We start from the raw sequence: 17,927 nt of genomic DNA on the forward strand, positions 1-17,927 counted from the left end.
ATACGAACGTTATTCAAATGGACATAGGGAGGAAACATGTCAGACGCTGTAAGCCAAGGCCAAAACGCCGTTGTCATCGATCAGAGGGACAACGTCGCCGTCGCCACCTACCAACTGGAGGCGGGCGCCGAGGCCCGCTATCCCATGCCGGACGGCACGCTGGCGAGCGTTACCGTGACCGACGACATCCCGCTGTTCCACAAGATTGCCCTCGTGGACATCCCCAAGGGTGAGAAGATCGTCAAGTATGGCGAGTTCATCGGTGTGGCCACCACGGACATCAAGCGCGGACAGCATGTTCATACGCACAACTGCGCCAGCTCCGACGACCTGAAGGACTCCGTCGTCACCGACACCGACTCCGTCGCCTCCAAGACCTCCTCGTCCGCGGAGGGCACGCGCACCTTCATGGGCTACCGTCGCCCGGACGGTCGTGTCGGCATCCGCAACCACGTCCTGATCCTTCCCACGAGCATCTGCGCCTCCGACACCACGGAGAGGATCGCGAACGCGGTTGAGGGCTGCGTCTCCTTCCACAACCAGAATGGCTGTTCGCAGGTCGACTGCGACCAGAAGGTGACTATTGCTGCCTTGGCAGGCTACGCTGCGAACCCGAACATCTATGGCGTCGTTTGCGTCTCCTTGGGCTGCGAGGGCTGCCAGAACGACATCGTGGTCGATGCGATTCGCGAGCGCACCAACAAGCCCGTCGAGACCCTGGTCATCCAAAAGGTCGGCGGCTCCATCAGGGCGATCGAGGAGGGTACGCGCCTTGCCCGCAAGATGGTCGCCGAGGCGGACCAGTGCGTCCGCGAGCCCACTGACATCTCCGAGCTCATCTTCGGCACCAACTGCGGCGGCTCCGACCCCTCGAGCGGCCTTGGCTCCAATCCGCTGATCGGCGAGGTCTCCGACTGGCTCGTCAACCATGGTGCCACCTCCGTGCTGTGCGAGACGCCCGAGCTCTTTGGCGCCGAACACATCCTCGCCCGCCGCGCGAAGGACAAGCAGGTTTCGGACGACATCCTCAAGATCGTCTACGACTACGAGAAGTACGTCCAGATGTTTGGCGCCGAGATGCGAGAGGGCAACCCCAGCCCTGGAAATATGGCTGGCGGACTCACGACCCTCGAGGAGAAGTCTCTCGGCTGCGTGCACAAGGGAGGCCACAGCCCCCTCAACGCCGTCTATCCGTACGCGGCGCAGCTCAATCCGCACGAGGGCCTCGTCGTGATGGACACCCCCGGCAACGACCCCTCCAGCGTGGGCGGCATCATCGCCGGCGGCTGCCAGCTCGTGGTCTTCTCGACCGGTCTTGGCACCCCTACCGGAAACGCCATCGCGCCCGTGTATCGCCTGACTGCCAACAAGCGCACCTACGAGGCCATGAGGGATAACACCGACCTCGACGCGAGCCCGACGATCTACGGCCCCGAGTCCATGGAGGAGATGCGCGACAGGATGCTCGACGACATCATCGCCGTCTGCAACGGCCGCAAGGTCTGCGCCGAGGCCCTTGGCTATACCGAGACCGCCCTTCCGCACATCTGCAACTATATGTAGGCCCGCGTCTGACAGGACGCTTCAGAAAGGAGAGAAACCGTGACAACCACGCAAGCCCCAGAAAAGACGCCCAACGCGTTCCAACGCGGCGTCAACGCGGTCATCGACCTGCTGTCTTCGTTCTTCCTCCCGATCATCAACCTGCTCGTCTCCGTCGGCATCCTCAAGGGCATCCTGACGCTTCTGCAGGTCTCGGGCATGGTCACCGACGACTCGACCACGTATGCGATCCTCAACGCGATGGCCGACTCGCTGTTCTACTTCATCCCGGTGTTTCTTGCTTACACCTCGTCAAAGCGCTTCGATGTTGACACGGTGACCGCCGTCCTTCTCGGCTGCATCCTGGTGTATCCGTCCATCACCACCATCATGGCGGCGGACGCGCCCGTCTACCTGTTTGGCCTCGAGCTCTCGAAGGCGACGTACTCCAGCTCCGTCATCCCCATCCTTCTTGCCATCTACTGCGCGAGCTGGGTCCAGAAGGCCTACTACAAGATCATCCCCGAGACCTTCCGCGGCCTGTTCACGCCGCCTATCACGATCATCGTTATCGTCCCGCTCACCCTGGCCGTCTTCGGCCCCCTCGGCACCATCGTGGGCGGTTGGCTCGCGCAGGGCTACGAGGCCGTCTACAACCTCTCGCCGCTCGTCGCCGGCGCGCTGATCGGCGCGTTCCAGCCGTTCCTCGTCATCCTCGGCCTGCACTGGGCCCTGTTCCCCATTGCCATGAACAACGTCGCGGTCTACGGCTTCGACACCATCATGGCCCTGTTCGGCGGCGCGATCTTCGCCCAGGGCGGTGCCGCGCTCGCCGTCGCCCTCAAGACTAAGAACAAGAAGTTCCGCTCCCAGGCGATCTCCGCCTCGCTCACCACGCTGCTGGGCATCACCGAGCCCGCGATGTACGGCGTGAACCTGCGCCTCAAGAAGCCCATGGTCTGCGCATGCGTCGCCGGCGGCATTGGCTCCGCCGTGGCAGGCCTGTTCGGTTGCGCCGGCACCGCCTTCGCTTTGCCCGCGCTCACCACGCTGCCCGTCTTCATGAGCCGCGCGTTCGTTCCCTTCTGCATCTCGCTGGCGCTCGCCTTTGGCCTCGCCTTCCTGTTCACGCTCTTCGTCCCGATCGACGACGTGACCGAGGAGGAGATGGAGGCCGAGGAGCAGTCCGCCTAGCGTCCGGATTGCAAGGCCACTCTATGTCCCGCGCCTGCGGGTTCGACTGGAGGTGGTGCCCACCTGGCAGCAAAGCGTATCCGTCACTGACCATATATCCATTAGACATTATTTGACGTAAGGAGAACAAAATGAAGAAGATCGACGCACACGCCCACGTCTTTGACCACATCGGCTCCATGGGCAAGGCCGGAGAGCTGCGCCCCCTGGGCAACGGCAACTGTCGCTGGGCCACCGGCGAAGAGTTCCGTATCATCCCCGAGGGCAAGGGAGACAAGGAGTACCTCGTTGAGACCTTCATGGATGTCATGGACGAAAACGACGTCGAGAAGGCCATCCTGCTGCAGGGCGTCCTGTACGGCCTGCAGAACGAGTACGCCATGGAATGCGCCGAGAAGCAGCCTGACCGCTTCAAAGCCGCGGTCATGCTCGACCCCTTCTGCCGCTGCGCCCAGCAGATCCTCGAGCACTTCATCAACGATCTGCACGCCCACGTCTTCAAGTTCGAGGTCTCTGTGGGCGGCGGCCTTTCCGGCTACCACCGTGATTTCGCGGTCGACGGCCCCGAGATGACGGTCCTCATCGACAGGATCGCCCAGGTCGAGGACGCCACTCTGGTGCTCGACATCGGCAGCCCCAACCAGTCCAGCTGCCAGCCCGAGGCCGTATATCGCCTGGCCAAGAAGTACCCCAGCCTGCACATTGTCGTCTGTCACCTGCTCGCCCCGTCCCTTGAGGATGGCGACGTCCTCAAGTGCGCGCTTCCGTACCTCGCCCACGATAACGTCTGGGTCGATCTCTCCGCGCTGCCCTGGAACGTCGCTCCCGAGGCCTACCCGTATCCCACCGCGCTCGAGTACATCGCGATGGCGAAGGACGTCCTGGGCGCCGACAAGATCATCTGGGGCACCGACTCCCCCTGTGTCCTCACCAAGTTCGACTACAAGGACCTCTATAGCTTCATCGAGGACTCCGACGTCTTCACCGACGCCGAGAAGCAGGGTGTCTTCTACGATAACGCCGTCAAGGCCTACTACCTCTAGGTCCTTCTCGGCAGTGCAGGGATTCGTGGGGGTGTGACCCCGGAAAGCGAGTGACACATGTTTGAGGGAGTCTTCTGCCCCTCCATCACCATCACCGACGATGATGGAAAGATCGATTACGAGCTGTGGGGCAGGCACCTGGACCACCTGGCCGACGCGGGCATCAACGGCGTGCTGCTGTTTGGCAGCATCGGCGAGTTCTACAGCGTGAGCCTCGAGGACAAGAAGTCGGTCATCGACTTTGCCGTCGAGCGGGTCGCCGGCCGCATGAAGGTCTTCGTCGGCGTGGGTGACACCACCTACGACAACGTCCTCGAACTCACGCGCTATGCCCAGAAGGCCGGTGCCGACGCAGTTCTGGCGGTCTCGCCGTACTACTTCGGGCCCACCGACGACGCTGCCGAAAAGTACTTCGGCGGCATCGCAGACGCCACCGACCTGCCCGTCGTGCTATATAACTTTCCGGCGCGCACCGGCACCGACCTGTCGCCCGAGCTCGTGGCCAGGCTCGCCGCCGCCCATCCGAATATCTGCGGCATCAAGGACACGGTCGACACCATCAGCCACACGCGCAAGGTCATCCGCGCCGTCCGCAAGGTCAACCCCGAGTTCTCGGTCCTTTCCGGCTTCGACGAGTACTACCTGGTCAACCGCGCGAGCGGCGGCAACGGCGTTCTGTGTGGCCTCACCAACGTGGAGCCCGAGCTCTTTGTGAGGCTGCACGGCGCCTACCAGGCAGGCGACTTCGCGACCGCCATCGAGTGCGCCAAGCGCATCTCGTCGCTCATGGCCGTCTACGACGCCTGCGATTTGTTTGTATCTGCCATCAAAGTAGCGGTCAATATAAAGGGTCTTCCAATCTCGACCGCGATCTTTGATCCCGCCATACAGGCCAGTGATGACCAAAAGGCAACAATCGAACAGCTCCTGTCATAGACTTGTATTTGGATCGATGTGAGATTATCGTCTTCACATCGATCCAAATATCTTTTTTCTTGTTTAATTTATGAATTTATTTCCATAACTTCATAAATATATGGAGACAAGGACCCGTGGGGGTCCTTTTTCATTTACTTCTACCTGCGCTTTTGTCTGATTGTTGTATTTGAACTCGATTTGTCAGAAATCGGGCAAGCTTTTGGTCAGCTTCCGGTACTTACCCGCATGAACCATGGCAGTAGCCTCATCCCAAGCGCCGCGGCCTCCCCGTGCGGCGCACGAGGGATAAGGAGCAGCCATGTCCAACGCACCCACGCACTCTGTCCACAGCGCAATCGCAACAGGTCCGCTGCTCCTGCTCCTCTTTTTTCTGATCGGCTGCCTGGCCCCAGGGGCCGCACTCGCCGTCGACGGGAACGACGCCCTTAATTTCCGCACTATAAGCGACGGCTGCGGCCCCTTCGGCGTCGGTAAATATGAGGCACAGGACACTTCGATTTCGTACTGCATGAATCAAGACTGCCCCGGCCCCAGCAAGCCGGGAGGGCCATGGCGCACATATAACCAGGGCTGGACATGGCTCGATGACGAATTTGCCGCCATCGTCTGCCACGGATACCCCTCCAGTACATCCTTTGGCGGCCACAATCTGTCGCCCGATCTCGCCCGCGCCGCCACCCAGATTGCCGTGTGGATGCTCAACGGAACCACGCACCCCGACGGCACCTATTCGTATACAAACAGCAAGGGAGTTGCCAGGAGCGGTAGGTTTTACGAAAACGCCGAGGCCGTAGCGGCTGCACGTTGGCTCTACGACAGCGCCAAGTCCGGATCCATTAAGGCAGCCCCACATCGAGCCAGGCGTTATCACGGCCCGGTCTCGGGCGAGGGTCGACACCAGGACATGCTCTATGTTCTGCCCGCCGTCTCCGTATCTTTCCAAAAACAATCGTCCCAGGCTGACATCACCGCCGGCAACGACACCTACAGACTCGGTGGCGCAACCTTCGATATCTTTGAAAGTGCGGGCGATGCACGTGTCGGCGCTATCCAGATGGACGAAAACGGGCGTGCACAAGCAACACTTTTGCCCAATACGGCATATTACCTGGTCGAAACCAAAGCCCCGGCAGGCTATATCCCTCGAAGCGACCGAATAACCTTCACCACACAAAACAGCGGCGAACATGTCACTATCAACGAGCAGCCCGGCACCATCACCTTGCGTATTGCAAAAATCGATGCCGCCACGGATGCTGGCGCCCAAGTTGGGGCGTCGCTTGCGGGCGCTGAATTTACCTGCGTCTCGCAATCAACTCCCGGCTGGACTCGCACCCTTACGACCGACGAAAACGGACAGGCGATCCTCAATGACGTTCCTCTGGGCACCTTTACCATCTACGAATCGAAAGCACCCGAGGGCTATCTGATTTCAAACGACTGTTGGAGCTACACCGTCGGTGCCGAGCAACTCGGAGATACGGGCATCGTTGAGCTCGAAAGCCGTATTCCCAACATCCCCATCGCCTTTGACCTTGAAATCTCGAAGTTTAAGGACCATGGCGATAGCGATGAGTCCGGCCTTGAGCAGCCGGCGGGAGGCGTCGTCTTTGAAGTTGTCAACAATAGCTCCCAACAAGTCGTCGGCACGTTGACCACAAACGTTTACGGCTTTGCCTCCACCAAAGACCAGCCCGAAGCATGGTTTGGCGCAGGCAAGCGACCCGCCGGCGCTCACGGTGCCATTCCCTACGACCGCGCGGGCTACACCGTTCGCGAGGTTGCAGAAACGGTCCCTGAAGGATTTAAGCAAGCGGGGGAATGGACCATCGCAGCAGAGCAGTCCGCAGACGGCGCCGAGCTTCAGTACATCATTGACAACCATGCCCTATCGACACACCTTCAAATCGTAAAGTGCGATGCTCAGACCGGCGGCACCGTACCGCTTGCCGGCTTTACGTTCCAGCTGCTCGATAGCCACCACGAGCCTGTCTCGCAAACATGTTGGTATCCGGCCCACAATGTAATGAATACCTTCACAACCGATGCAACCGGCGCCGTCACGCTGCCCGAATCACTTCATCCCGGAACATACTACGTGCACGAGGCATCGGCCAAGGAACCGTATCTGCGCGGAGAAGACCTGGAGATAACGATTCCCGCCGACAGAAATCTGACACCGGTCGCTGTCGCCTCGTTCTATGACGACGCCGCAACCGGAAGCATCGAAATCATTAAGACGGATGCTGTAGATGGGCGCGCCCTCGCTGGGGCCACGTTTGACATCCGCGCTGACGGCGACATCGTGCGAACCGACGGCAGCATCGTCGCCCTGGATGGCGAAACCGTCGCCACCGTTACGACCGACGAACGGGGGCAAGCGCGAGTCGACCATCTTTCGCTAGGATGCGGTACCGCCACCTATGAGGTCGTCGAAACACAAGCGCCCGAAGGTTACCTGCTCAACCCGACCCCACATACTGTGAAGTTGTCGTACGCTGACCAGCAAACGCCCGTGATCGAAGTGCGCCTTGACGTTTCCAACGACTACACCAAGATCGATGTCTCCAAAGTCGACGCGTGCGGAGGTCAGGAAGTGACAGGCGCCGAGCTTGTCCTCTGCGACTCCAATGGCAACGAAATCGATTCTTGGACTTCATCCGGCAAACCGCACCACATTGAGCACCTTTCGCCCGGCACCTACACCCTACGCGAAACGATGTCTCCGCGTACCTACGACCTCGCCGAAGAGATAACGTTTGAAGTAAAGGCCACGGGAGAAGTTCAAACCGTAGCCATGAAGGATACCCCCATCGAGATCAGGGGAAGCGTCGATAAGCGCCAAGAGATTGCACAGCCAGTCGTAAGCAAACTCGTTGCCAACGGCGACGGAAAAAACCGAGCCAAAGCACGGGCCAATACGCAAGGCGCCTTCTCCTATACCATCGACGCCAAAAATGAGTCGAGCACCTGGGTCGACGAGTTAACCATCACCGACGACCTTGAGTGCGTCAAAGATGGTGCAGCGAAACTCGTTGCCGTTGAAACCCCCATTGCGGTCGGTGATCTAAACGGGCTGTGCAACGTGTGGTATCGAACGTCTCCGGCAGGAACAAGCGATACGGGCAGGCAGGTCAATGCAACGCTTGACGACGGGCACCACAATCCTTGGCTCGAAACGGAAGAGGTTGCAAAGCTGCTGGGCGACGATGTGCGTCTCGTCGATTACGACGGGTGGCACCTATGGAAAGCAGATATCCCGACGGACAAGTCCGTCACGCTCGATACGAAAGAGCTTGATCTTACAGACGACGCCGTCATCACGGGCATCCGTTTTGAATACGGTGCGGTAGCCGCCGACTTTACAACCAGAAGCGAGGCGGACTCTTGGACCCGGGATGACCTTAAAGACGAACACGACGATCTTGACGATGCCAAGGCGGTCCTTAACTCGGATGCCCGAGGCGCAGTCGTGCATATGCAGGCAACGTCGTCCTATACGCCCCAAACCGCACTTGCCAACAGCGCGCGCGTCGATCTTTGCCGCAACGGCGGTGGCGATAAACTCGAGGCGCATGATGAGGACCGCGTCATCCAACGATGCACCCTGCCTCAGAACCTGCCGGCAACGGGATCTGTTCCCGTCGCCGCATGCATCACCGCACTCCTGATCTCGGGCGCTGCAGCCATATGGTTCGCTCGCCTTAGGTCAGCCACAAAGAGGCGCTAGTACGACGAAAAAGCGGGCGAGCCAGTCTCCCGGCTCGCCCGCCTTGGGCATAAACGATAAATCGGCTATTCAGCAGATGACGAACCGCCATCGATGGCTGCCTGATCGGACTCGGAAATACCGTCGGCACCCAAGCTTTGCTCTTGCTCCACCTCTTCGCTCATTGTTGTCTCGGGTGTCGAGCCCTTAACGCCAACGACGTACGCGGCCCCAAAACCCAATGCGACAGCGATCAGGGTCAAAATCAGATAGATGGGCCAATGGCGCTTGATGTACGAAAACACGCTGACTCCTTAGCGGATCTGTCTAAGAACGACGAATGACCTCGGTCACGACCTCGGACACCGTAGCGATATTGGTCGGATTGACGTTGTACGGCAGGTCATCCTCGGTGCGAGCGTAGGCAAGGCGCGGACCGTCCACACCGGCGATCGTAAGGGCGCGACGGCTCGCCTCGAGCGCTGCGGATGCATCGGTTTTTGCATAGGGCATCTCGAACGCACCACAATCGACGTGGAACGACTTGCACACCTTGCTGACAAGATTCATGATGCGGCGATCGCCCTTAAACAGCTGCTGCTCGCCCTCGACTGTTACCACCGAAAGCCTGCCGGCACCAATAGACTCGAGGTTGATGAAGAACACACCGCGGAGCTTGTCACGATACGAGGCCAAAAACGCCCTCATGCCGGCGCCGTCGCAATCGGACGCGCCCGTTGCGACGAACCAGATATCGTGGCCGAGCAGCTCATCGTCACCCATGGAGGCAACGGCCGAGAGCATATCCTCGGCAGAAGCACCATCGGAAGAGGTGGCGCCGCCCTTCCAACCGTCGTCGTCATCCTCGAAGTTATCCCACGAGCCAATGCCGCGGCCAGACTTCTTGGCATCGTAATCGTCTTCGACGCCCAGCCAGTCGCTCATGCTGTCCTGCTCGTTCTTCTTTTTGCGACCGAACAAGCCACCCAGGCCACGCTTCTGCGGCTTGGCGCCCGTCGAAGCAGGAGCCGAGATGGTCTCGAGCGGCTGTGCGCCCGAGGAGATCGGCATGGGGGCCGCGACCGGTGCCGACGTGGGCTCGGGACCCTGCGCCGTCGCAAAGGGATCATTTGTCTGTGCCGAAGGATCGGGAAGATCGAACAGCGACGTGCGGGATGCGACGTTGGCCTGTTGCATCGAAGGCAGCGACGGATCGGGGACCGAGGCCAGCGGCGACGAAGAGGGCGCAGGCGCGGAGGCCGGATCGGGGATATTCATATGTTGGCGCGGAGGCACCTGAGACGAAATCTGCGCCATGAGGGAGTCAACTGTCTCGTCCTGCGTGGGAGCGACATTGGCCACCGTGGCACCGGGGTCGCTCGGCGCGGGCATGGTAAAGATCTGCGTAGAATAAGGCCTGGACTCATCCGTCTTGGGAGCCTCGTCAATCGCAGGGGACTTCTGCTCCATAGCAGGAGCCTCGACCTGTTCGGGTGCGCTGGCCTCAACGGAATCGGCCTCGTCGACAACCGAATCATCGGCGGCATCCTGGGCATCGTCGGAGATGGGAAGGGGCTCGGCAATTGCGGTGCCCTGCTTCTCAAATGTCATCGTGGCATCGAATGACATGGTGCCATCGACCGGCTGCTGCGCCTCAAAGGACGTCGTAGCCTCGGCAACGTCAGCGGATGTCGGCTGCGGAGCCTCGAAGGACGTCGTGGCGTCGGCGACATCGACAGGCTTCGGCTGCTCGGCCTCACCCTGCTCGAACTCCTGTGCCGCACGCTCACGCTCGGCCTCGGCGGCCTGCTGCTGGGCGATGGCCTCCCGCTCGGAGGCCTCGCGGGCAGCGGCGCGCTTTTCCTCAAAGTCGTCGACGAACTTCTTGCCCTTCGCAAGGGCGCCCTTAAAGAAGCTCGAAGCGCTGGCACCAATCGAGGAGAACGCGGAAGCGATATCGGCATGGGGCGTTGTCGAGGGAAGCTCGGCCGAGAAATCGGTGTCACTCTCATAGGACACGCGCTGCGGATACTCGTCATAGTCTTCGTCGGCGGTCTCGTCTTCAACCTGTGCCGGAGCGGCAGGCGCCAGAATATCCAGACCGGCTGCAGAATCGAGCACGGGTTTATCGTCAGGCTCCGCGGCAGCAACAGGGGCAGCGACCGGCTCGGCGGGAGCAACAGCCGTATTGGCCGCGGGCGCAGGCTCCTGTGCAACGGGAGCAGGCTCCGGCTCAAACGTCGGCTCCTCGCCCTCTTCGTAATCGAGCGTGCAGGACTCGGGAAGCATGCCGAGCGCGCGGATGGCATCCGAACCAAAGCGGATATTGCCGGCGGCATTGCGATAGAGCTTGGGCTCGGGCTCGGCGGCTTCGACCACCGCAGGCTCCTCCGCCGGCTCGGCGGTGGACGTTTCCTCGGTGGACACTTCGGCCTGGGCAGTCTGGTCTTGAGCCTCGGGGGCGATAACGCCGATCAGCGTCTCGTCGGCAGAGGCACCCTCAAAACCATCGATCTGTCCATCAAAAGCCTCGTCCTGCTCGGGTACATCGACAGGCGCCACCGGCTGGCCAAACTCGTCCTCGTCGCAGGAAGGCTCCTCATATTCAATGGTGTTGCCGTAGTCGTTTTGCTGCTGGGCCGCGGCATACTCGGCCGCCGCGCGCGCCATTTCCTCGGCGCGACGCTTCTGTTCGCCAAAATAGGTATCGAACGGAATGTCGTCGGGGAACTCGTTTTCGCCCTGATAGGGGGCAACGTTGTCCATGACACCGAGCATAGCGGCAACAGAGGACTTGTTGCACACCGCGCCAGACGTGTAGGGAAGCACAAAACGGTTGGAGATTATATTGGCGGCATTGGCCAGTGCCACGAGGGAGGCCAAAATCGCGACAACCCACAGCAGCACCTTGAGCACGCCGGGGAGCGGCAGGATACGCAGGATGGCGACAGCCGCGGGCGCGATCGTGGCGACAGGCAGGAGCTTGGCGATGAGCGCGCGATACGGAGCGTAGGGCTCGCGAGCAAGGAGCTCGGCACGGGGGGAATCATAGTGGGCCACCACGACGACCGGGCGGTTGCGCGGAGACGCAAGCGGGCCCGAGGCCTTGTGATAGGCGATGACATTTTGGCTCACACCGGTCTTTCCCAGGCGCGAAACCACGGGATGTCCCGTGCGCTCGAGCACGTAGAGCACGGCACCGACAATGGCCAGCAAGGTGCCGACCAAGCCGATACCGCCGCCGATGCCCATCAGCAGGGCGCCGGCAAACGCCAGAATACCGGTAACAGCAAACGCCAACCTGCTGGGCGCGGGAGCATTAAATTCCTGCACCTCGGGATCAAAGCCGTGGTTGCGGAAAATCTGAGCGATATCCTCAGCAGCCAGGCGCTCTTCTTCACTGCACGCCGGCGTAATGCCGGTGTTCTGCAGCAGGTGGTTAATATAGTTCTGGGTGTTCGCCATGTGCGCTCCACATCCATAATCCGACAAATAGGCCCAATGCATGCACATTAGAACCGTATATAGTCGAAAGTATACCCCGAGCGAGCGCAAACGACCGAATTCGGGCCATCTTAACGCCGCGAGCGGACAAGGATATAGCCTAATCTCCATATCGGACTAAAATCATGGCATCAAACGACCTTCTCATGCGAGGATTCTATGACGGCAAGCGACGCGACCGCGACAATTAAAAAGGGGGCACCCGAGCCCGGTTTCGATAAAACGGCTCAGCGCATCCTCAACCTTTTCTTTGTACTCAACAGTTCTCCCGAACCGCTGACGACCGAGCAAATCGTCCTGGATTCCGATTTGGGGTACGGCTCGGGCAATATCGACTCAGACAAACGCAAGTTCCGCCGCGATCGCGACAAGCTGCTCGAACGCGGCATCGTTATCAGGGAGGTTCGTGCTGCCGGAGCGCAGGAAACCGAGGAGAGCGCGTGGACGATCGACCGCGAGCATACGTTTGCCGCGGGAGGCCTCATCACCGCAGACGATGCCGACATCCTGCTCAATGCCATCGACCAGACACTCGCGGCAGGCTCATCCGCCTTTGCCGCGCCGCTTGCCGACATTCGCTCCAAGATTGCCTACCTCACCGGCATGTCGACGACAGGAGAGGCACCGATCCACCGCTCTCCCGCCGTCGATGCGGTATGGAGTGCCTTTGCCGAGCGTTGCGCGCTGCGCTTTTTGTACCAAAACGGGCGCGGTGAACAACGCGAGCGGACCGTTTGCGTCTACGGCATGTTCGAACGCGAGGGTACGGCATACTTCTGCGGCCTCGACAATGCCACCGACGACATCAGGACATTCCGCTGTGACCGCATCATTCGCGCCTGGAGACCTTCGAAAGCCTACGCCATTCCTGCGGATTTCAACCTCAACGATTACTTATTCTTTGAGTTCGATTTTGCCGACCGTCCACCCGTTGCGGCTACGTTCTCGTTCGCGCGTGAGGCACAGGCCGATATGGTCAGCGGTCTCACACGCGGACGAGGCGAACTCACGCGCACCGAAGCAGAGTGGACCTGGACCGTTGACGTGCGCGACTTTGAAGCCGCAGCCTCGTTTTGCATGGCCCATGCCATGGATGGCATGAGGCCCGTCGCCCCCAATTCTCTCAAGCAGGCGTGGAATCACCTCATCGAAAGGACGGTGCACGAGCATGCCCGTGCGTAAACTCACCAGCGAGCAAAGACTCTCGCGCGCCATCGATATCATGGAGGCCCTCTACGCCGCCAGCGAGAATGGCATGACACGAGACGAGCTTTGCAGCCGCTTTGATATCACGGGGGCATCGCTCGACGAGATTCTCGAGATCGTCTCGACGCTTGCGGACCGAGAATCGGGCGCACGTATTATCTGCGAACGCCGCGGCGAGTGCGTGGTCCTCACCGGTGATGCGGGGCGCGTGCTACCGCTGCGTCTGAGTGCCGCCGAGGGCGCCGTGCTCAACCATGAACTTGAATCATTGGGGATCGAACCCCAAGCGGCGGCTCGAATACGGCGCGCCCTTCTTCCCAAGGAGCTCGGCTACAACCAGCGCGTCTTTGACACCGTCGCCCACGGATCGCACTGGCAGCAGCTGAGCTGCGCCATTCGGGACGGCGTTCGCTGCCGCATCTCGTATCGCTCCATGGATGACACACAAGCGCGCGAGCGTTTGGTCGACCCTTTGCGCATCACAACAAACGGCGATCAAACGTATCTGATTGCCTGGGATGTCGCGGTCGATGAACAGCGTACCTATCGTATGGATAAAATCGAGGGCTTGGTCTTGACCGACGACTCCGTCGTGCGCCACGCACCGGAGCCCGCGACCCTCCACGACTCCCTCGCCCAGGCGGAGCGGAGCGCGAAGCTTCTCATGCCGCGCGCCTTGGCAGAGCGCCTAGACTGGCCCGGCATTATGTCGATTGAACCCAATGGGGCAGACAGCTCAACAGTGAATGTGCGCTACGGCTCCGAGCGCTGGCTGTTTAGCCAGGTAATCGCAGCGGGCGGGGCCATCCGCATCCTGGATGACCCCGCCCTGTCAGGGCGTCTGTGCGATATGGCAAAATCCCTCGTCTGTCCGCTTTAGCGGCGCCGCTCGTGGCGTGCGCGCCATAGCTGTAGATAGTGCCCGATTTGTGCCGACTCGATGCGCTGATAGGAGCTCGTGGGCAGCGACGTTAAGAATTTCTTGCCGTAGCCCTTCGTCACCAGGCGCGGGTCGGCCAAGATGAGTACGCCACAATCGGTCGATGAGCGAATGAGGCGACCGGCTGCCTGCTTGACCTCGAGCACGGCCTCGGGCAGCGAATAGCGCGCCCAAGCGCGGTCTTCGCGCAGATTGCGCTCGCATGAGAGCGGGTCTGTGGGGCTCGAGAACGGCAGCTTGGGGATGATGACGCAGCGCAGCGTCTCGCCGCTGGCGTCAAACCCCTCCCAAAAGGCCTTGAGCGCAAAGAGCGACGAGGTCGGTTCGTTGATAAAGCGATCGCGCAGACGGCGAGGAGACGAGTTGCGCTGCTGGCAGTTGAGTTCCAGACCCGCACGAGCCATCTTGGGCTCGACGCGAGCGTACAGCTCCTCCATGTCACGCCTGTTGGTGAACAGCGTGAGCACCGAGCCGCCCATGGCAAGATGAGCGTCGACCAGCACACGCTCGAGCGCCGAAAGATAGCTCTCACGATCGCGCGGATCGGGGATATCGCCCGCAACGACTACAGCCATATTTGAATCGAAGTCGTAGCTCGAATCCAAGTGCAGCGACGATGATGTCGAGGCACCGATGCGATCGAGGCCCACGGCATGGTTAAAGTGCTCAAAGCTCTTGGAAACCGTCATGGTCGCCGATGCAAAGATAGCCGTGTGGACCTCGGGCAGCCACTCGGTTGCCAAGGCCTCGCCAATATCGATGCGCTCCGCAGTCATCGACTCGCCGCCGGCACGCAGTCTGCGATTGACTTGCAACGAGTACACGTAGTGTTCGTCGGTACCGTCAATGATGAGTTTGAGGTTCTCGACAAGCTCATGCAGGCGACGCGAGATATCACCCAGGTCCACAACGACCTCGGGCTTGTCGGCGGCAACGGCTTGCACCAGCGCGTCTACGCTCTTGTCAGCTTGTTCCAATGCGTCGATGGCAGTGTAGGCCGACTGTAAGAAATCATGCCAGTCGTCTGATTCGCGCAGCTCGGGGCCAATCCATAGGTTCGCATTGTCATAGCCCCCGCGGGCACGGCGGCCGAGCTCGCGAACGCCGTCAAACACGTCGGCGATTGCCATGCTCGCGCGCGCAACCGTCGACATCGCCTTGGCGGTTAGACCCAAGTAGAGCGTAGAGCCCTCCGAGGTTGCCAAATCGCGGGAAACCTGGCTCAGGGCACCGGTGCTCGAGCCACCCAGGCGCTCAAACAGAACGCGCGATTCATCCGCCGACACCACGCGCGCCCATTGACGACGCGCCTCCCGCTCGATGGAGTGGGCCTCATCGATCACCCAGTGACGAATCGGAGGCAAGATTCTGCCCTCGGCCGCAACATTGCGGAACAGCAGGGAATGGTTGGTGACCACCACATCGGCATGCGCCGCGCGACGGCGGGCGCCGTGGACCAGGCATTTATCGGGGAAAAACGGGCATAGGCGGCGGGCGCACTCGCGCGACGCCGTCGTAAAGTCGGGACGGTTGACGCTGCGCCAGCGAATACCGAGCGAGTCGAGGTCGCCATCGGCCGACTGACACACGTACGCCGTGATGACCGCGACTGCCGTAAGCGTGTCGGCAGGATCACGCTTAGTCGTAATTTCGACTTGCCCGCGGCTCATGCGCTCAAGCTTGCGCAAGCATGGATAGTGGTCATAGCCCTTGAGGGCGCAAAACGATAGGCCTCCGTCCAGCTGCTCGGCAAGTTTGGGCAGCTCATGATACATGAGCTGGTCGGCAAGATTATTCGACTTAGTCGCGATACCAACCGTGATGTTGTTGCGGCGTGCGGCCTCGGCAAAAGGCACCAGGTAAGCCATCGATTTGCCGACGCCCGTGCCCGCCTCAATCACGCGATGCGTTCCCGTAACGAGTGCATCACGGACCTCGAGCGCCATCGCGATCTGCTCATCGCGCGGCTCGTACGTGGGATACATGCGATTAACCAGGCCGCCCGGGGCATAGTCCGCCTCGATTTCCTCGCGGCTCGGCATCTTAAGGACCGGTAGCTCGTCCGCATCAACGCGATCATCGGCCCGATCGGCCTTGAGTACGTCGGCGCGGGCGGCGCTGAGAGAGAAGATGGAACCGGGGTTCTGCCCCGCCAAGAACGAGAAGATAGGACGATAGGACCAGGGTACGTCGGGGTGCATGTCGGCCAGGCACGCCATTAAGCCCTGGGGCAAGTCGGTGAGCGCCACGAGTAACACGCGCCATACGCCACACAGGGCGTCGACATCGGCATTGGCGCGGTGCGACACCGAGTCGCAGCCAAACAGGTCGGCCATGAAAGACAGCTTATGCGATGCCAGACGCGGAAGCGCGATGCGCGACAGTGCCAGCGAATCAATCCAGATGTCGCTGACGTTGACACCGCCCTTGACCGACTCGATAAACGAGCGGTCGAAGGTGGCGTTATGTGCGATCACCGGGCAGCCGCCGACAAAATCGGCGAGAGCGGCCACGGCATCGACGGCCGATGGGGCATCTGCCACATCGGCGTTTGTAATGCTCGTGAGCTCGGTAATCTCGGCGGGAATCAGCTGCTTGGGATGCACGAAGGTATCGAAGCGGTCGACGATCTCGCGGCCCGAAAGGCGGGCCGCCGATATCTCAATAAGCTCGTTGTCCTGCACCGAAAGACCCGTGGTCTCGGTATCGAGGACGATAACATCTTCCTCGATGAGACCAAACGATTGGGTTTTGGCGCGCTCGGCAAGCGTGGCATAGGAGTCGATGACAAACTGCGGCGTTCCTGATGAAACCGCGTCCTCGATTAGCATGCAATGCCCGCTCGACGAAGACCCATACGGATCAGGCTGTCACAGACCTGCGGGAACGTCATATCGTCGGTGTGGCGGATCTCATCCGGATACAGCGACGTATCGGTCATGCCGGGAATGGTATTGGTCTCGAGGATAACGGGGCCGTCCTCGCTCACGATAAAATCGCTGCGCGAGATGCCCAAGCAACCGAGCGCCCTATGGGCGGCACAGGCTAGCTCCTGGGCACGAGCGTAGTTCTCGGGCGAAATCTGCGCCGGAATGCGATGAATGTCCGTAGGGTCGACATACTTCACGTCCAGATCGTAGAACTCGCAGTCCTCGGGCTTACGGATCTCAACGATCGGCAGGGCGCGCACGTCATCCTCGCCGTATACGCCGACGGTGATCTCGGTACCCTCGATACACTTCTCGACCAGCACTTTGTCGCCGTACTCAAACGCCTTGGCGATTGCCGCGGGAAGCTCGGAGGGCTCATGGACCAGGGAAATGCCATAGCTGGAACCGTTTACGGCCGGCTTCACAAAGCAGCGCTCGCCACAAACCTCGACGATATGATCGATATCGACTTCATCGCCCACTTCGAGCGCCAGGCCGGGGGCAATGGGAATGCCCGCCTTGGCGTATAGGAGCTTCGAGACCTCCTTGTCGGCACCGCAGGCGCTCGCCAGCACACCCGACGCCGTGTAGGGGATACCCAGGGTCTCCATGGCACCCTGCATGGCACCATCCTCGCCGCCGGCACCGTGCATGGCGATAAACGCCACGTCGAAACCGCCGGTCGCCATGGTTACCATAAAATCATCGGCAGCGGTGTCGAGCAGCTCCACCGAAGTGTAGCCGGCCTCCTTCAAGGCCACCACGACGTTCTTTCCCGAATTGAGCGAGATCTCGCGCTCGGCGGAATGACCGCCCGCCAAGACCGCTACGTGCATGTTCTCTAGGCTTTTACCCGGCATGGGCAGACTCCTCCTCTATAATTTCTGCAGCTGATACCATATTGTAGCGATACCCTCTAC

General features: G+C 60.7%; 11 protein-coding genes. 7 read left to right on the plus strand and 4 right to left on the minus strand.

The features are described from left to right. The first annotated feature begins 36 nt into the window (after positions 1-36). The 5 genes from AB5202_RS04845 to AB5202_RS04865 all read left to right on the plus strand — a co-directional run bounded on the left by AB5202_RS04845 (position 37) and on the right by AB5202_RS04865 (position 8,448). Complete coding sequence (locus AB5202_RS04845) at positions 37-1,563, plus strand: UxaA family hydrolase (protein WP_347492282.1); 1,527 nt, start codon at positions 37-39, stop codon at positions 1,561-1,563. 39 nt (positions 1,564-1,602) lie between these two features. Then, the gene (locus AB5202_RS04850) at positions 1,603-2,736 is read left to right on the plus strand and encodes a PTS transporter subunit EIIC (RefSeq protein ID WP_368143629.1); all 1,134 of its coding nucleotides are present in this window, start codon (positions 1,603-1,605) and stop codon (positions 2,734-2,736) included. A gap of 131 nt (positions 2,737-2,867) precedes the next feature. After that, positions 2,868-3,779, plus strand: coding sequence for an amidohydrolase family protein (locus AB5202_RS04855; RefSeq protein WP_368143630.1), 912 nt, complete (start codon positions 2,868-2,870; stop codon positions 3,777-3,779). A 57-nt stretch (positions 3,780-3,836) separates the two neighbouring features. Beyond that, the gene (locus AB5202_RS04860; RefSeq protein WP_368143631.1) at positions 3,837-4,715 is read left to right on the plus strand and encodes a dihydrodipicolinate synthase family protein; all 879 of its coding nucleotides are present in this window, start codon (positions 3,837-3,839) and stop codon (positions 4,713-4,715) included. Between the two features lie 301 nt (positions 4,716-5,016). Beyond that, the gene (locus AB5202_RS04865) at positions 5,017-8,448 is read left to right on the plus strand and encodes a SpaA isopeptide-forming pilin-related protein (RefSeq protein WP_368143632.1); all 3,432 of its coding nucleotides are present in this window, start codon (positions 5,017-5,019) and stop codon (positions 8,446-8,448) included. 65 nt (positions 8,449-8,513) lie between these two features. Here AB5202_RS04865 and AB5202_RS04870 read toward each other — a convergent pair whose 3' ends face one another. Beyond that, positions 8,514-8,732 (minus strand): hypothetical protein, encoded by a 219-nt coding sequence (locus tag AB5202_RS04870; protein ID WP_368143633.1) that lies wholly within the window; start codon positions 8,730-8,732, stop codon positions 8,514-8,516. Positions 8,733-8,754: 22 nt separating this feature from the next. Next, positions 8,755-11,892: a hypothetical protein gene (locus tag AB5202_RS04875; RefSeq protein ID WP_368143634.1), complete on the minus strand. Its 3,138-nt coding sequence runs from the start codon at positions 11,890-11,892 to the stop codon at positions 8,755-8,757. A 198-nt stretch (positions 11,893-12,090) separates the two neighbouring features. Here AB5202_RS04875 and AB5202_RS04880 point away from each other — a divergent pair, with 198 nt between their 5' ends. Both AB5202_RS04880 and AB5202_RS04885 read left to right on the plus strand, forming a co-directional pair. Then, the gene (locus tag AB5202_RS04880; protein ID WP_368143636.1) at positions 12,091-13,113 is read left to right on the plus strand and encodes a helix-turn-helix transcriptional regulator; all 1,023 of its coding nucleotides are present in this window, start codon (positions 12,091-12,093) and stop codon (positions 13,111-13,113) included. Then, positions 13,100-14,017, plus strand: coding sequence for a helix-turn-helix transcriptional regulator (locus AB5202_RS04885; RefSeq protein WP_368143637.1), 918 nt, complete (start codon positions 13,100-13,102; stop codon positions 14,015-14,017). The genes AB5202_RS04880 and AB5202_RS04885 overlap by 14 nt, the downstream gene beginning before the upstream one ends. Here the strand turns inward: AB5202_RS04885 and AB5202_RS04890 are convergent. Both AB5202_RS04890 and AB5202_RS04895 read right to left on the minus strand, forming a co-directional pair. Next, positions 14,014-16,908 carry a helicase C-terminal domain-containing protein gene (locus AB5202_RS04890; RefSeq protein ID WP_368143639.1) on the minus strand — a complete coding sequence of 965 codons (2,895 nt, stop codon included), beginning with the start codon at positions 16,906-16,908 and terminating at the stop codon, positions 14,014-14,016. The two genes, AB5202_RS04885 and AB5202_RS04890, sit on opposite strands and share 4 nt — an antisense overlap. Then, positions 16,902-17,867 (minus strand): D-alanine--D-alanine ligase family protein, encoded by a 966-nt coding sequence (locus AB5202_RS04895; RefSeq protein WP_349090258.1) that lies wholly within the window; start codon positions 17,865-17,867, stop codon positions 16,902-16,904. Before AB5202_RS04895 ends, AB5202_RS04890 begins: the two co-directional genes overlap by 7 nt. Positions 17,868-17,927 lie beyond the last annotated feature (60 nt).

The organism is Collinsella aerofaciens, assembly GCF_040915545.1.
GTDB classification, from domain to species: Bacteria; Actinomycetota; Coriobacteriia; order Coriobacteriales; family Coriobacteriaceae; genus Collinsella; species Collinsella aerofaciens_BE.

Bases quoted from the DNA above. Each gene is read 5' to 3' on its own strand.
- AB5202_RS04845 (WP_347492282.1), top strand. From the start codon at position 37: ATGTCAGACGCTGTAAGCCAAGGCCAAAACGCCGTTGTCATCGATCAG.
- AB5202_RS04855 (WP_368143630.1), top strand. From the start codon at position 2,868: ATGAAGAAGATCGACGCACACGCCCACGTCTTTGACCACATCGGCTCC.
- AB5202_RS04860 (WP_368143631.1), top strand. From the start codon at position 3,837: ATGTTTGAGGGAGTCTTCTGCCCCTCCATCACCATCACCGACGATGAT.
- AB5202_RS04865 (WP_368143632.1), top strand. From the start codon at position 5,017: ATGTCCAACGCACCCACGCACTCTGTCCACAGCGCAATCGCAACAGGT.
- AB5202_RS04875 (WP_368143634.1), bottom strand. From the start codon at position 11,892: ATGGCGAACACCCAGAACTATATTAACCACCTGCTGCAGAACACCGGC.
- AB5202_RS04880 (WP_368143636.1), top strand. From the start codon at position 12,091: ATGACGGCAAGCGACGCGACCGCGACAATTAAAAAGGGGGCACCCGAG.
- AB5202_RS04885 (WP_368143637.1), top strand. From the start codon at position 13,100: ATGCCCGTGCGTAAACTCACCAGCGAGCAAAGACTCTCGCGCGCCATC.
- AB5202_RS04890 (WP_368143639.1), bottom strand. From the start codon at position 16,908: ATGCTAATCGAGGACGCGGTTTCATCAGGAACGCCGCAGTTTGTCATC.
- AB5202_RS04895 (WP_349090258.1), bottom strand. From the start codon at position 17,867: ATGCCGGGTAAAAGCCTAGAGAACATGCACGTAGCGGTCTTGGCGGGC.